General features: G+C 66.7%; 14 protein-coding genes. 8 read left to right on the forward strand and 6 right to left on the reverse strand.

Translation table 11 applies throughout. The features are described 5' to 3' along the window. Positions 1–46 precede the first annotated feature (46 nt). The 3 genes from AC4JJG_RS20290 to AC4JJG_RS20300 are packed head-to-tail and all read right to left on the reverse strand — an operon-like array spanning position 47 to position 1,809. On the reverse strand, positions 47–664 hold the full coding sequence (locus AC4JJG_RS20290; RefSeq protein ID WP_495405819.1) for an NAD(P)-dependent oxidoreductase: 618 nt from the start codon (positions 662–664) through the stop codon (positions 47–49). After that, positions 661–888 (reverse strand): hypothetical protein, encoded by a 228-nt coding sequence (locus AC4JJG_RS20295; protein ID WP_197425747.1) that lies wholly within the window; start codon positions 886–888, stop codon positions 661–663. Before AC4JJG_RS20295 ends, AC4JJG_RS20290 begins: the two co-directional genes overlap by 4 nt. Positions 889–918: 30 nt before the next feature. Further along, on the reverse strand, positions 919–1,809 hold the full coding sequence (locus AC4JJG_RS20300; protein WP_197425748.1) for an MFS transporter: 891 nt from the start codon (positions 1,807–1,809) through the stop codon (positions 919–921). Between the two features lie 174 nt (positions 1,810–1,983). Here AC4JJG_RS20300 and AC4JJG_RS20305 point away from each other — a divergent pair, with 174 nt between their 5' ends. The 5 genes from AC4JJG_RS20305 (at position 1,984) to AC4JJG_RS20325 (ending at position 7,375) form a co-directional block, all read left to right on the forward strand. Then, complete coding sequence (locus tag AC4JJG_RS20305) at positions 1,984–2,568, forward strand: TetR/AcrR family transcriptional regulator (protein WP_024476687.1); 585 nt, start codon at positions 1,984–1,986, stop codon at positions 2,566–2,568. A 227-nt stretch (positions 2,569–2,795) separates the two neighbouring features. Continuing rightward, positions 2,796–6,251, forward strand: coding sequence for a MobF family relaxase (mobF, locus tag AC4JJG_RS20310; protein WP_024476686.1), 3,456 nt, complete (start codon positions 2,796–2,798; stop codon positions 6,249–6,251). A gap of 103 nt (positions 6,252–6,354) precedes the next feature. Then, positions 6,355–6,591 carry an addiction module protein gene (locus AC4JJG_RS20315; RefSeq protein ID WP_024476685.1) on the forward strand — a complete coding sequence of 79 codons (237 nt, stop codon included), beginning with the start codon at positions 6,355–6,357 and terminating at the stop codon, positions 6,589–6,591. Beyond that, positions 6,588–6,905 (forward strand): type II toxin-antitoxin system RelE/ParE family toxin, encoded by a 318-nt coding sequence (locus AC4JJG_RS20320; protein ID WP_024476684.1) that lies wholly within the window; start codon positions 6,588–6,590, stop codon positions 6,903–6,905. Before AC4JJG_RS20315 ends, AC4JJG_RS20320 begins: the two co-directional genes overlap by 4 nt. 44 nt (positions 6,906–6,949) lie before the next feature. Beyond that, the gene (locus AC4JJG_RS20325; RefSeq protein ID WP_231734932.1) at positions 6,950–7,375 is read left to right on the forward strand and encodes a hypothetical protein; all 426 of its coding nucleotides are present in this window, start codon (positions 6,950–6,952) and stop codon (positions 7,373–7,375) included. A 154-nt stretch (positions 7,376–7,529) separates the two neighbouring features. Here AC4JJG_RS20325 and AC4JJG_RS20330 read toward each other — a convergent pair whose 3' ends face one another. Together AC4JJG_RS20330 and AC4JJG_RS20335 are read right to left on the reverse strand one after the other, a co-directional pair. After that, positions 7,530–7,724, reverse strand: a complete 195-nt coding sequence (locus AC4JJG_RS20330) for a hypothetical protein (protein ID WP_120298671.1) — start codon at positions 7,722–7,724, stop codon at positions 7,530–7,532. Between the two features lie 37 nt (positions 7,725–7,761). Further along, positions 7,762–8,211: an aldo/keto reductase gene (locus AC4JJG_RS20335; RefSeq protein ID WP_024476682.1), complete on the reverse strand. Its 450-nt coding sequence runs from the start codon at positions 8,209–8,211 to the stop codon at positions 7,762–7,764. Between AC4JJG_RS20335 and AC4JJG_RS20340 the strand changes: the two genes are divergently transcribed. After that, positions 8,189–8,542: an IclR family transcriptional regulator gene (locus tag AC4JJG_RS20340; protein ID WP_229382131.1), complete on the forward strand. Its 354-nt coding sequence runs from the start codon at positions 8,189–8,191 to the stop codon at positions 8,540–8,542. The genes AC4JJG_RS20335 and AC4JJG_RS20340 overlap by 23 nt on opposite strands. A gap of 127 nt (positions 8,543–8,669) precedes the next feature. Here the strand turns inward: AC4JJG_RS20340 and AC4JJG_RS20345 are convergent, their stop codons facing one another. Then, positions 8,670–9,863: an ISL3 family transposase gene (locus AC4JJG_RS20345; RefSeq protein WP_495405820.1), complete on the reverse strand. Its 1,194-nt coding sequence runs from the start codon at positions 9,861–9,863 to the stop codon at positions 8,670–8,672. Positions 9,864–10,184: 321 nt separating this feature from the next. On the opposite strand from AC4JJG_RS20345, the gene AC4JJG_RS20350 reads away from it, so the two are divergent. Both AC4JJG_RS20350 and AC4JJG_RS20355 read left to right on the forward strand, forming a co-directional pair. Then, entirely contained in the window at positions 10,185–11,798 is a 1,614-nt protein-coding gene (locus AC4JJG_RS20350; protein ID WP_495405821.1) for an alpha/beta hydrolase, read from the forward strand. A 189-nt stretch (positions 11,799–11,987) separates the two neighbouring features. Then, positions 11,988–13,109 (forward strand): aldo/keto reductase, encoded by a 1,122-nt coding sequence (locus AC4JJG_RS20355; protein WP_495405822.1) that lies wholly within the window; start codon positions 11,988–11,990, stop codon positions 13,107–13,109.

Raw genomic sequence — 13,109 nt, forward strand, 5'->3', positions numbered from 1 at the left:
CATCCTTCCAGGCCGCCCTCCCGGGGCAAGCCAGATCAGATGTCACCTAACCGTGCACCAGTCCCGCCGCTCCGAAGTCGGCATAACTGATCGCTTGTCGGGTGAACGCAGTCTCGTCTGTGGAAGGGGAGACTCGTTCCCAGCGTGCTGTCGTCGGCCCCTCCGGTTCGTAGACGGGCGGCGGGATCAGATACGCCCATTCTGATCCTGCGTTGCCCGCTTCGAGGTGGTCGCGCAGCATGGCGTGTGCTCTCCCGCGCGGCAGTGTGGGTTCTGGGAACCGGGGGTCTTGCCAGAACCGTCTGTCTCCAGGGAGTCGGAGTGCTCCTGCTCCGCCGACCGTGACGATCCGGGCCGGAGCGCCGTTGGCCTTGGTGCTTGCCTCGATGAGTCGATCATGTACGGCCACGAGTTCGGTCGGGGCGATGTCCTCACGCAGTCGGATCGCGTTCATGACGACGTCGATGCCGTGCATTGCTTGCGTGAGACTGGCGTTCTCAGCGATGTTCACGACCGTGGAGGTCAGCGATGCAGCAGTCTTGGCGAGCCGCGTGGTGTCTGCCGGATCGCGCAGCGCAGCGGTCGCCTCGATGCCTGCGGGGAGATGAGCGAGGATGGCGGCTCCGGTGCGCCCGGTCGCGCCGAGAATCAGGATGCGAGTCATACAGGTACCTCCGAAGCGGGCGTGCGGGTGAGTCGGGCGAACCCGGTGAGGCTGGCGACGGCGAGCACCATGAGCGCGGCGAGACTGACGAGCAGGATCGGGAAGTCCAAGCCCAGGTAGGCAGTGAGTGGGCCGACGCTGGCACCGAGGAACAGCACGAATCCGTTGAGCGCCATCCCACCGGCCCGGTTCGGGGCGGCGGTCTCGCCGAACAGGGTGATCATCGCGGGCACCGCGAGCGCGACCCCAGTGACTCACACGAGACTCGCCAGCGCCGTGCCCGCGAGGGATGCCGAGAGTGCGGCTTCGATCAGCAGCCCAATCGCGGCGAGGGCGAACCCGGCACGTGCAACCCCCGCGCCGCCGAGACGCTTCGCAATAGCGCCCGCGAAGAGGGAGGCGAACATGCCCGGCAGCCCGACGAGGCGGAGCCAGATCACCTGCGATGAGTCCAGGCAGAGGTCGGTCAGGTGCGGGCCGAGGCCGGTGTACATGCCGACGAACGACAACAGCAGCGTTAGGTGCGCGAGGCTCAGTAGCAGCACCGAGGGGCGTGTGGCGACCCTCCCGACTACGGCGAAGCGACGCACCAGGCTCGCATCGTCTCTGCGACTGTGCGGCTCGGTGACGAGCACGGCGACGCCGATCATGCCGAGGCCGAGCATGATGCCGGAGAGGATGAACACCCACTGCCAGCCCAACGTCAGGCTGAGCGCGGAGGCGAGTACTTGGCCTGCGATCCCGGCAACGAGGAATGCCGTCGACATGGCCCCGATCGCCGTTGCCCGACGCTTCAGCGGGGTCGCTTCGGCCAGATACGCGAGCGCAACCGGCGCGAAACTCGACGCCATCACCCCCTGCACCCCGCGCAGCGCAGCAAGCATCGGCACCGTGGAGGCGAAGCCGCAGGCGATGGTCGCGACGGTGAGATACACCAGGCCGATGAGCATGATCCGCTTCCGCCCGTACTGATCGGCCAACGGCCCCCAGATCAGGAACCCGACCGCATAGCACACGCTGAACACCGTCGAGAGCGCGAACGTCACATCAGAGCCGAGTTCCGCACCGATCGGGGCGATCAGCGGGATTGCCGCGTACAACTGCGTGAGCACCAGCAGCGCCGTGACCACGAGCAGCACGACCACGCCGTTCCCTGCCGGGTGCTCGCGCGCCTCGCCTGCTCCCGCTATCTGTTCCGTCGAGTTCGCAGACACCACCACTCCAAATCCAACGTTTCCGTTGGATTTGACTGTAGTAGGCTAACCGCGAAGACGCAACGTGAGCGTTGGGTTTACCGCACGAGACGGGAGGTGGGAACGATGGGCTGGGATGTTGAGGGCAGGAAGCGCCGCATCCTCGACGCGGCGGTGGCCGAGTTCGCCGCGCACGGGCCGCACGGCACGACCATCGAGCGCATCGCCAAGGCCGCCGGGGTGAACAAGGAGCGCGTCTACACGCACTTCGGGGGCAAGGACAGACTTTTCGCCACCGTACTGCGCGAGGAACTGGCGAAGGTAGCCCGCGACGTGCCCGTCGAATCATTCGCAACCGAGGACGTGGGCGACTACGCCGGGCGCGTCTACGACTACCACCGCGAGCACCCCGAACTCGGCAGGCTCATGCGCTGGGAAGGGCTCGTCTTCGACACCGAAGTACCCGACGAGGCCGAGCGGCGCGAATACTACGGATACAAAGTCGCCGCCATGACCGACGGACAGGCCAAGGGCACAGTAACGAGCGACCTCGACGCCGACCACCTGATGTTCCTCGTGCTCTCACTCGCCGGATGGTGGTCAGCGGTACCGCAGGTCGCCCGCATGATCACCGGAGCCGAGAGCGACGCCGAACACGCACGCCGCCGTGCCTCCGTCGTCACCGCTGCCCGAAGACTCATCGGGCAGTAATCAGGTCACGAAGTTCGCCGAGAAGACTAGTCACTTCATCGAACCGAACTCCGAAAGTTCCCTCGAACTTTGTGACGCCAACTCTTGCCAGCGACACTCTGTGCGACGCTCTCGCGCTGACGCTCGGCTCCATCAGTCATCTGCCCCCTATCTCAGTGAGGCACGTATTTTACGGCGGGGCCGTAGTGCGCACCTCTCTCACGAGACGACTCGTGAGGGAGGCCAGAGTGAAGGGTGGAGTGAAGCTGTTCCACGGCAGCGGTGCTGCCGCGCGCGCCTATGTCGAGGCCGACCGCTCCCGCGCTGACGAGTACTACCTCGGCGCAGACCAGGCCGTGGCCGAGTACGCCGTGATCGACGCGACCGGCGAGGTCACCGCTGCTCGGTCGCTGTCGGCGGATGAGTACGAAGCCTGGGTCGATTGGGTGAACCCGGACACCGGGGAGTCGATGGGTACCCCGCGCAAGCCGGGCAAGGTGCGTCGGGGGTCGCCGTTGTTCGCGGAGATGACGATCAACGCGCCGAAGAGCCTGTCGGTCGCCGCCGCACTCCACCCGGACGTGTCCGAGGCGTTGGACGCGACGCAGCGGGATGCGGCGCGGGAGATTCAGCACTTCCTTGGTCAGCATTCGGTCACGTTGGCGGGGCCGCGCGGCGCGCAGGAGGTGCTGCCGGTCGAGCACATGCAGACCGTCGCGATCACGCACAAGACGAGTCGTGCGGGTGATCCGCACCGGCATATCCATTTCCAGATTGGCACGAGGGTGTGGGCGGGCGGGAAGTGGCGGGCGCTGACCACGGCGGCGTTGTTCCAGCAGCAGGGCGCGATCCGTGCTCTCGGTACGGCGGTGATCGCCGCGCACCCCCAGCTCGCCGCCACGCTCTCCGAGCATGGCCTGACCCTCGACCCCGTAAGCGGTGAGGTTGTGGAGTTGGAGCCGTTCAACGCCGTCATGTCGAAGCGGTCGGCGCAGATCAGACGCAACCTGGAACGCATGGAGGCCGAGTGGCAAGCGAAGCATCCCGGCGAGACGCCCGGCCCGGTGTTGACCGCTCGGATGCAGGACGCGGCGTGGGCGTTCCAGCGGCCCGGCAAGAAACCGGCGGACTTGAAGAACGAGCAGTGGTGGCAGCAGGAACTCCGAGACGCCGGCTACCACCCCGAGAGCTTGCAGCACCCCGACACCGTTGCGCCGGCATCGCTGGATGACCTCAGCGTGCAACAGGTCGCCAGTCGTGCGCTGGATCGCTGCGCGGCGGCTGCATCGACCTGGACACCGCACACCGTGCGAGAGCACGTCACCCGCATCACCACCGAGGCAGGCGTGCAAGCGACCCCGGCGGAGTTGCGCGAGTTCATCGACCTCGCCACCGGACTCGCCGCCTCGGATTGTTTCTCGGTGCTGCCGCCGGGCATGGTGCAACCCGAGCACGTCGCCCACCTCACCAGCCTTGGCGTCGTCGCCGCCGAGACCGCACTCCGCGACCAACTCACCGCCGCGACGCCGGAACGGGAGCCGAAGCACCCCGACGTGACCGACGCTGCGCAAGCCGCCGGACTCGACACCGGGCAGACCGTGGCCGCCGCTGCCGTCGCCTCGACCAACCCGCTCGTGATTGTCGAGGGCGCGGCGGGCGCAGGCAAGACCACCATGCTCGGCGTCGCCATCGAGGTTGCAGCCGAGCACGGGCGATCCTCGCGGGTGGTTGCGCCGACGTTGCGTGCGGCGCAGGTCGCCCACGAAGAACTCGGCGTGCCCGCAACCTCCGTCGCGGCGCTCGTGTATGCGCATGGGTGGCGGTGGAACGAGGACGGCGTATGGACACGCCTCGCACCCGGCGACACCGACCCTGCAACCGGGAACATCTACACCGGCCCACCAAACGACGCCGTGCTGTCGCGGGGTGAGCGGGTGATCGTGGACGAAGCGGGGATGCTCGACCAGGACACCGCCCTCGCTCTGCTGACCGTCACCGCCGAGGCAGGCGCGTCGGTCGCGTTCGTGGGCGACCGGGCGCAGCTCCCGGCGGTCGGGCGCGGCGGGGTGCTCGACATGGCCGCCCAGATTCGTGGCCGTACCTACGACATGACCGAACTCCACAGGTTCACCGATGCCGAGTATGCGGCGTTGACGTTGGTCATGCGTGACCGGGAGCACCCCGGCGACGTGTTCGACCGACTCGCCACGATGGGCCTCGTGACCTTGCATGCCGACGAGGAAGCGGCCCGCGAGCACATCACCGCCCACGCCCACGACGGCGAAGCGATCACCGTCGCCACCAACGACGAGGCCACCGAGCTGAACGAGCACATCCGCGCCGGGCGGGTCGAGCGCGGCGAGGTCGACGACACTATGACGACGACCGGCAGCGACGGGCTGAGCATCGGCGCTGGCGACCTGATCCAGACCCGGAAGAACAGCAGCGACCTCGGCGTGGCAAACCGGCAGCAATGGATCGTGCAGCATGTGACCGACGAGGGCAGCGTCTACGCCCGCGAAGTCAGCGGCGGAGGCAAGCACAGCCGCACCGTCGCCCTCCCCGCCGAGTACGTGAGCGAGTGGGCGCACCTGTCGTATGCCGCGACCGCCTACGGCGTCCAAGGCGCAACCGTCGATGCCTCCCACACGGCCTTGTCGGAGGCGACGAGCGCGGCAGGCGTCTACGTCGGCATGACGAGAGGCCGCCAACAGAACCAACTCCACGTCGTCGCCGCTGATATGGCGGATGCGCGGGCGCGGTTCGTTGAGGCGATGGAACGCGACCCGGCAGACCGTGGCCTCGACCACGCCACCGCCCAAGCCATCGACGCCGTGCAAGGCCTCGTCAGCGATGGCCCCGTGCAGCTCATCACCGAAGAACTCGCCCGCCTCACCGCCGAAGCCGAACGAGCCGAACGTGCGGCGGAACGCTGGGAGCAGACCGCTGCCAGGTTCGACGCCCAGCGCGCAACACACAAGACCGAGGACGACGAGCACGCCGACGTGCTCCGCCACGCCGAGGACGAGGCGGCGCGCATCCGTGCCGAAATCGCGGAACCGTTGACGGTGCAGGCCGAGGCAGACGGCACCACCTATCTCGATGCTGTCGAGCGCGAGGCCGCCGCAAGCAGCCGACTCGCCACCGTCGGCAGGCTCGGCAGGCGCAAGGCCCGCGCGGAGCACCGCCAGACGAGCGAGCACACCCGGACGGTTCGGGCACGGGTGCGCGAAACATGGGGCGAACCACCCCGCACCACCGACACCCTGCCCGAGTGGGCGGCACGACAGGCCGAGCGTCGCGCCGAGGCCGATCCCCGCGTGATCGACGCCGCCCAGCACGTCGAGGCCGCGCGAGCCGACCGTGACGAGTTGCGGCAGCGGCACGAGCAGGAACGCCGGGCGTTGCTGGTCAGCGAGTACGGGCCGCAGGCGGTGATGCGCCACCGGGTCGGGATGCGACTGCCGAACCCAGCACAGCAAGCAGGACAGGCGCACCAGCAAGCCACCGCGCTCCGAGCCGAGGCCGACTACCTCCGCGCGCTACCGATCCGCGACGCCGCCGCACGGATCGAAACCACCCGCGCCGAGCACGAAGCAAGGCAGCAAGCACTCGCCGAACGCGAACGGCAACTCCGCGAGCCGACCGAACGCGACCCGCGGCGCAACGACCCGCGACATGACGGGCCAGCACGCGGCCTATGAGCATCAGCAGCACGTCGCGTCGGCGTGACGTTCACAGCAGCCCCGCAACCCGAGCCACAGACGCCCAGCGCGATTGTCGGCCGTTCGACGTACACTTGAATACATGACACCCGACACCGCAACTCTGATCCGAGACGGCCTCGCGCTCGACGCCGATCAGCGCGCGGTCGTCGCTAACGCCCTGCTCGAAAGCCTCCATGATGCAGACGACGAGAGCGAGGTCGATGCAGCCTGGCGTGCCGAGGCTACCCGGCGACTGGCCGAGGTGCGTGAGGGTGCGGTCGATCTGGTGGATGCCGACGAGCACTACGAGCGTTTGCGCGCCTTGCTCACCGCATGACCTTGGCCCAGCGAGAGCACCCCGAGGCCGTCGCGGAGTTCGACGCCGCCGTGCGCTGGTACGAAGACCAGGAGCCAGGGATCGGCCTTGCGCTCATCGACCGAGCAAGGCAAGCCCGGAAAGACCTCGACCAATGGCCGAACGCCGCCCCACCATTCACGACCGCTGACGATGGCACCGTGATCCGCAGCAAGGCCGTTCGCGGATACCCGTACCGCATCGTCTACACGGTGGAGCCGGACACGATCCTGATCCTCGCCTACGCCCACGAGCGCCGCGAACCCGGCTACTGGCTCCACCGGCTGAACGACTGAACAGCACGCCGCCGGGCTCATGGCTCGGATCGGGTCTCGCGTACATTTCTGGCGCCGTCGAACCCGGTGGTGAGGTCAGCGAGGAGCAGCTCCGCCGTCTCATGGGGCACGGCCAGGACCCCAACACGAGCGAACAGTTGGGTCGTCCGTACCGCCGATTCGCAAGCACTGCCGAGCGAGTTGCCCGTCGGCTTGAGAAGCTTCCCGAGACCCTCGCTCCCGCTGATAGGGGTGCACAGGTGGCGTTGATCGAGGCGGAAGAGGCAGGGAAACCGACGGGTGTGTTCGGCGAAGTCGGTGAGGCGGGCGAGGTTCTGTCGGGTCTTGACGGCGAGGTAGCGGCCGTTGACTTTCCGGTCTTCGTTGATCTCAAGCAGGGCTTCGGCGGCATGCTGGCGGACGTAGGGGTCTTCGGCGTCGTCGGCGGCGATCTGTGGCCCAGACTTCGCGAATTCGGGCAGGGGTACTAAAGCCCACCCCCTGTTCCCGATCGGGCACACTGCAGAACTTACTCTCTCCCTCGCCGCCATCTGCAGTGCACGCGACTTCGCGATGGTTTGGACGCGGCTGTCGAGCGAGCCGAAGGTGAGGCGAGCAAGGCAGATCGCGCCTACGTTCGAGCCATCACCTTCGCCGCCGGTCAGTTGCTTCGCGCAGTCGCCGAAGTCCACCGGGCAAGCCTGGCGAGCCGTATTCGTCGGCGGTCTCGAGGCAGCGGTCGTGTGTGCAGCGCATGATGGCGGAGAGCCGGTCCTGCGTGTAGTCGAATGTCCAGGAGCCGCGCGAGGCGTTCTGCTGCGTCTCCAGAGCGCGCTGAATTTACCAGATCGGTGACGATTTTGGTGTTCTTGGTGGACTAATGACCGTTCTCGGGCAGGTCAGAGTCCCGCGCGGCGGCTTCGCCGTTGTCGAGGGACGCAAGCGTGGCCATCTGGTCGGTGCTAAGGCGGAAGTCGAAGACCGAGAGGTTCTCGACCAGGCGTTTGGGGTCTGACGATCTCGGCACCGGCACGAGGCCCTGCTGCACGTGCCAGCGGAGCACCACCTGTGCCGCCGTTCGTCCGACGTCCGCCGCGATCTGCACGATCGTCGGGTTCTCCCGCAGCTCGGGCCCGCGGCCGAGCGGGCTCCAGCTCTCGGTCACGATACCGAGCACCTCGTGCGCGCGTCGAGGAACGGTACGGGCGATGTCGGGGCTGAGCTGGATCTGGTTCACGTCGGGCACGACCCCGGTCGCGGAACCGACGACGGCGGTGCGAGTCGCTTCACGGTTGGGCAAGGAGATGCCGGCCCATTGCACCTCCACGGGAAAGGTTCTCCTGGCGCAGCTCCCGCGAGAACAATTGGACCGTCTCTACCCCGACGAGCAACTCTCACAGGTGACTCCGCAGTCGATCCGTACCAAGACCGAGCTCCTCGCACAACTGGATCTTGTCGCGAAGCAGGGCTATGCAACGAACCGGGAGGAGAGCGAGGAGGGCGTGGCCTCGGTGGCCGTGGCCGTTCCCTCGGCGAGCGGGCTGCGGTTGGCGATCAACGCATCTGCCCCGGTGTTCCGCTTGCCTCCCCGCAAGGTGAAGACCCTCGTCGCACTCCTCGATGAGGCAGCCGTACGTCTGGCCGACCTGACCTCCTGAAGGCTCGTCGTCTCTTTCCCCTGCGACCTGGTGCAGGGGTCGTTCGGCGCGTTCTGAAGAGAGCTCGAGCCATGCTGGACTGTTGGCGCCGCGCAAGCTATTGTGGCTCTTCGTATCTGAGTGTGGGTCACATCTGTAGTCCGCCAGCGATCAAGAGCATCCGGAGACGGTAGTTGTCGCGGTTGCGGTAGCCGCGGGCGAGGCGGCGGTGGAGTTCGATCAGGCCGTTGACGGCTTCGGTGCCGCCGTTGTTGGAGCGGTCGGTAGTCCAGTAGGCCAGGAAGGCGTCCTTCCATCTGCGCAGCGTCCGCCCCAGGCGGGCGATCTCCGGGATCGGACAAGTCGGCAAGGCCGCGAGAACCTTCTCGGCGGCCGCCCGTCCTGCCCGCAGGTCGGTGTGGTGGTAGGCCTCTCGGAGCTCGTGGGCGATCTGCCAGGCGATGAACAACTCCTCGTGCCGCTGGTCGGCGGCCAATGCACTGTCGAATCGCTGCCACTGCCGGTCGGTGAGCCGGGCAGGATCGCAGCGGATGATCGTGCGGATCCCGTAGAGCGGGTCGCCTTTGCGTCCGCGGTGGCCGCAGATCTGCTGTTGCAGTCGGCGGCGGACTTCGTCGACGGCACTGAGGCCGAGCTTGACGACATGGAATGCGTCGAGCACCGCGGTGGCATCGTCGAGTTCGTCATCGATGGCCCTCTTGTAGCCGTGGAACGGATCCAGGGCGGCGATCTCCACACCGTCGGTGAAGTCCTCGCCGCGATCGTTGAGCCATTCAGCCAGCACCGCCCCGGACCGGCCCGGCACGAGATCGAGCAGTCTGGCCTGCACTTTCCCGTCCCGGTCGCGGGTCAGATCGACCATCCCGGTCAGTTCCTTCGGCCCGCGCCTGCGCCGCGATACGTGGTGCCAGAGGTGTTCGTCGACGCCGAGAGTGCGAACGCCATCGAAGCGGGCCGGGTCGTCAGCGCGGGCCTGTAGCGCGGCCCTGACGGGCGTCCACACGGTGTGCCAGGCGGTGCCGAGCCGGCGGGCGAGGCCGTTGACGGTGGCGTGCTCGCGGCGTAGTTGTTCGATCGCCCAGTCCACCACGCGGGCGGTGGTGGCATGCCGGGCAGAGGCGAGCCCCGGCACGTCCTCGACGAACGTGGTGCGCTCGCACACCCCGCCGGGGCAGACGAATCGCCGCTTGCGCCAGCAGACCGTGACAGGGCGGCCGAACGAGGGGATATCGACCAGCCGCACCGTCTGCCGGCCGTGTCCGATGCCGACGGCGCCGCAGTCGGGGCATCCGACCGGGCCCGGTTCGGATTCGACGGTCACTTCCAGGTGTTCGCCGAACCGGCGCACATCAAGGACGTGTACGCAGTCGAGACCGACGAGAAGATCGCAACGCGGACAATGGGACGCGGGCGCGGTGCCGGTGACAGACCGGCAGCACCCGATAGGCTCAGGCATGGGTCGAGGCCCCTTCGGACGGGAAGTGTAGGAACTACCAATCCTTCAGGGCCTCGACCCGCTTGCCTCTCTACGGCCGCGCCGGCGTGTCGCCCTCACCCACACTCAGATGCGAAGAGCCGCTATTGTGTCTTCTAGTTAGGAACAAGTTCTGCTCAGCAGATAAATATGCGAAGAGGATGATCAATGCAGATCGTACTGGTGCACGGCGGATGGGTAGGCGGCTGGGCGTGGGACGGCGTCGCCGACGAATTGCGCAGAATGGGGCACGAGGTGATCGCGCCGACGCTGCGCGGTCTCGAAGACGGTGACGTGGACCGCTCCGGCGTCACGATGAGCATGATGGCGCGCGATCTGATCGATCAGGTAAGAGAGCTCACCCAGCTCGACATCGTGCTCGTCGGTCATAGCGGCGGAGGTCCGCTCATCCAACTCGTCGCTGAGGCGATGCCCGAGCGCATCGGCCGGGTCGTCTTCGTCGACGCCTGGGTGCTGCGCGACGGCGAGACCATTAACGACGTGCTCCCCGATCCGTTGGTCGCAGCGGTGAAGGCGCTTGCGAGTCAGTCCGACGACAACACCGTCGTCATGCCGCCTGAGCTCTGGGCCGCGTCGTTTATGCAGGACGCGACCCCGGAGCAGCTCGCCGCGGTCGAGCCGAGGCTCGTCCCAACGCCGGCAGGCTGGTTCTATGAGCCGATCCGCCTCGACCGGTTCTGGGCGAGCAGCATCCCGTCAAGTTATGTGTTCCTCGCTCAGGACCAGGCCGTTCCCGCTGAGATCTACCAGGCCGCGGCCGGGCGGCTTGATAGTCCGCGCACGATCGAGATCGACGGAAGCCATATGGTGATGCTCACGCATCCGGAGAGGCTCGCACGGGCCCTCGACGCCGTCATTGCCTACCCAGACGACGTCGCGCCGATCTCGTACACCGAACTGGCGCCGTCGGGTGCGCCTGCTCGGTGGATCGTCCTCGTGCACGGGGGTGGTGTCTCGAAGGAGTGCTATCTCGAGACGCCCGACGGCCGACAGGGCTGGGCGGCACGATTGGTATCGCATGGCTACGGTGTGCTGGTGGTGGACTGGCTGGGGTTGTCCTATGAGGCGGCCCAACACGTCGATGATCGTGCGGCGTCTGCGCGGCTGGACTATGAGAGCGTGTGCCGAGGGATGGGCGTGTTCCTCTCTGGTCTCGGCCGGAACGTCGTGCTGGTCGTGCACTCGATGGCAGGTCCGATTGGCTTCCGCCTCCTAGAGACGCATGGCGATCTCATCGACGGGCTCGTAGCCGTCGCTCCGGGCCCGCCTGGAAATATACAGGCGGTGCCCGAGATCGTGAGGGAGTCCGACCAGGAGGTCTCCATCCGTGGAGCGGCCATCGACTGGACCATCCCGAAGATGGGTTTCTGGGAACCCACAAGCGCCTTCGTGAACGACAAGGCCATCGGACCCAGCCGGCGGTTCCCCCGCGAGTGCATCGAGGTGTTCCGCCGCACCCTTCGGCCGATCCCGGCCCGGATGCTTTATCAGCGTCAGAACATCGGTGGGAGCCAAATGAGGATCGGGCCGACCGACGCGTTCACGAACAAGCCGATTCTCGTCTTCACGGGTGGAGCCGATACCGACCACCCCTCGCAGCTGGATCAGGACATCGTGGCCTGGCTCACCGATCAGGGCGCCGCCGTCACCTTCTGGTCGTCCGAACTGCCTGTTCTCGCTGGGAACGGCCACTCGCTGATGGTCGAAGACAATAGCGACGAGCTCGCTGACGAGATCGCGCGGTGGATCACGGCGCTCTGACTCGCCACCGTATCGTCCCGGCCATTATTTCAGCCGACCCGACGTCCCCAACAGCGGAGGAGAACGCCAGTCGTTTCCTTCGTGTCACTCGAGGGAACGCTGTGCCAGCTCGTTGCCGACTACGACTTGGTCGATCGGGCCCTTGCTCGAACTCCTCATTTCATACGTCTGGCGATGGACTCAAGGGAGATGTTCGCCGACGGCCGCGTGCAACTCCAGGTCATCGGTGGACAGCTGAGGCGTCTGCCACGACGCATCGAGACGATCGGTTCGCAGCTCGAACGGAACGTTCGGGCTGAGCATAAGGATGGCCGCGGGCCTGCTCATCATCACCCCGGCCGCAACCCCCTGGAGGTCCAACAAAGATGTCGACTGACCGGCAAAGACCTGAAGCTCGCGCTGCTTGCCTCCGGCGACAGGAAACATTTTGACGAGAGGATATCCATGACGACGGAAACCCATCCAAGCAATGACCCCGCAACGGTCCCGAGGCTCCACCTGAGGCACGGGCATAGCATTCCGCATCTAGGTCTGGGCACCTGGCCACTAGTGGGGGAAGAGTGCGAAACGGCCGTCCGCTACGCCATTCGAAGCGGCTACCGGCTCGTCGACACCGCGTTCCAGTACCGCAATGAAGACGCGGTGGGACGCGGTGTCCGCACGGCAGGCGTTGCGCGTGAAGAGTTGTTCGTCTCCAGCAAGTTCAACAAGGAGTCCCACAGCGTCGACGGTGTGCAGCGGGCCTACGACCGTAGTCTCCAAGCCTTGGGCCTGGACTACCTGGACATGTTCATGTGCCACTGGCCCGTGCCGGCCTTGGACCAGTACACCGAGGCATGGAGAGGCCTCGTCAAGCTCTTGGACGAAGGCCGTGTCAAAGCGATCGGTGTCTCCAATTTCAAGCCGGACCATCTGGAGAAGGTCATTGCCGCGACCGGCGTGGTTCCCGACGTGAACCAGATCCAGCTCAGCCCCGATCTCGCACGGCTACCCCCGCGGGCAGTGCACCAGGACCTGGGCATCATCACCGAAGCCTGGAGCCCTATTGGTCGCGAATCGGGACTGCGCGACCACCCCATCGTGGTGCAGATCGCGCAACGGACAGCAAAGAGTCCGGCGCAGGTTCTGCTCCGCTGGCACGTCCAGCAAGGAATCGTCCCGATCCCGCAGGCCGCCAAACCCGCATGGCTGGTCGAGAACATCTCGGTGTTCGATTTCTCCCTGACTGCCGAGGAAATGGCCGCCCTGGCGAGGCTGGACCGCGGAGAGAACGCCGCCCGCGACTCCGACTCCCCCGAGAACGGCCACTGA

This window comes from Gordonia sp. B8661-1 (assembly GCF_059427765.1).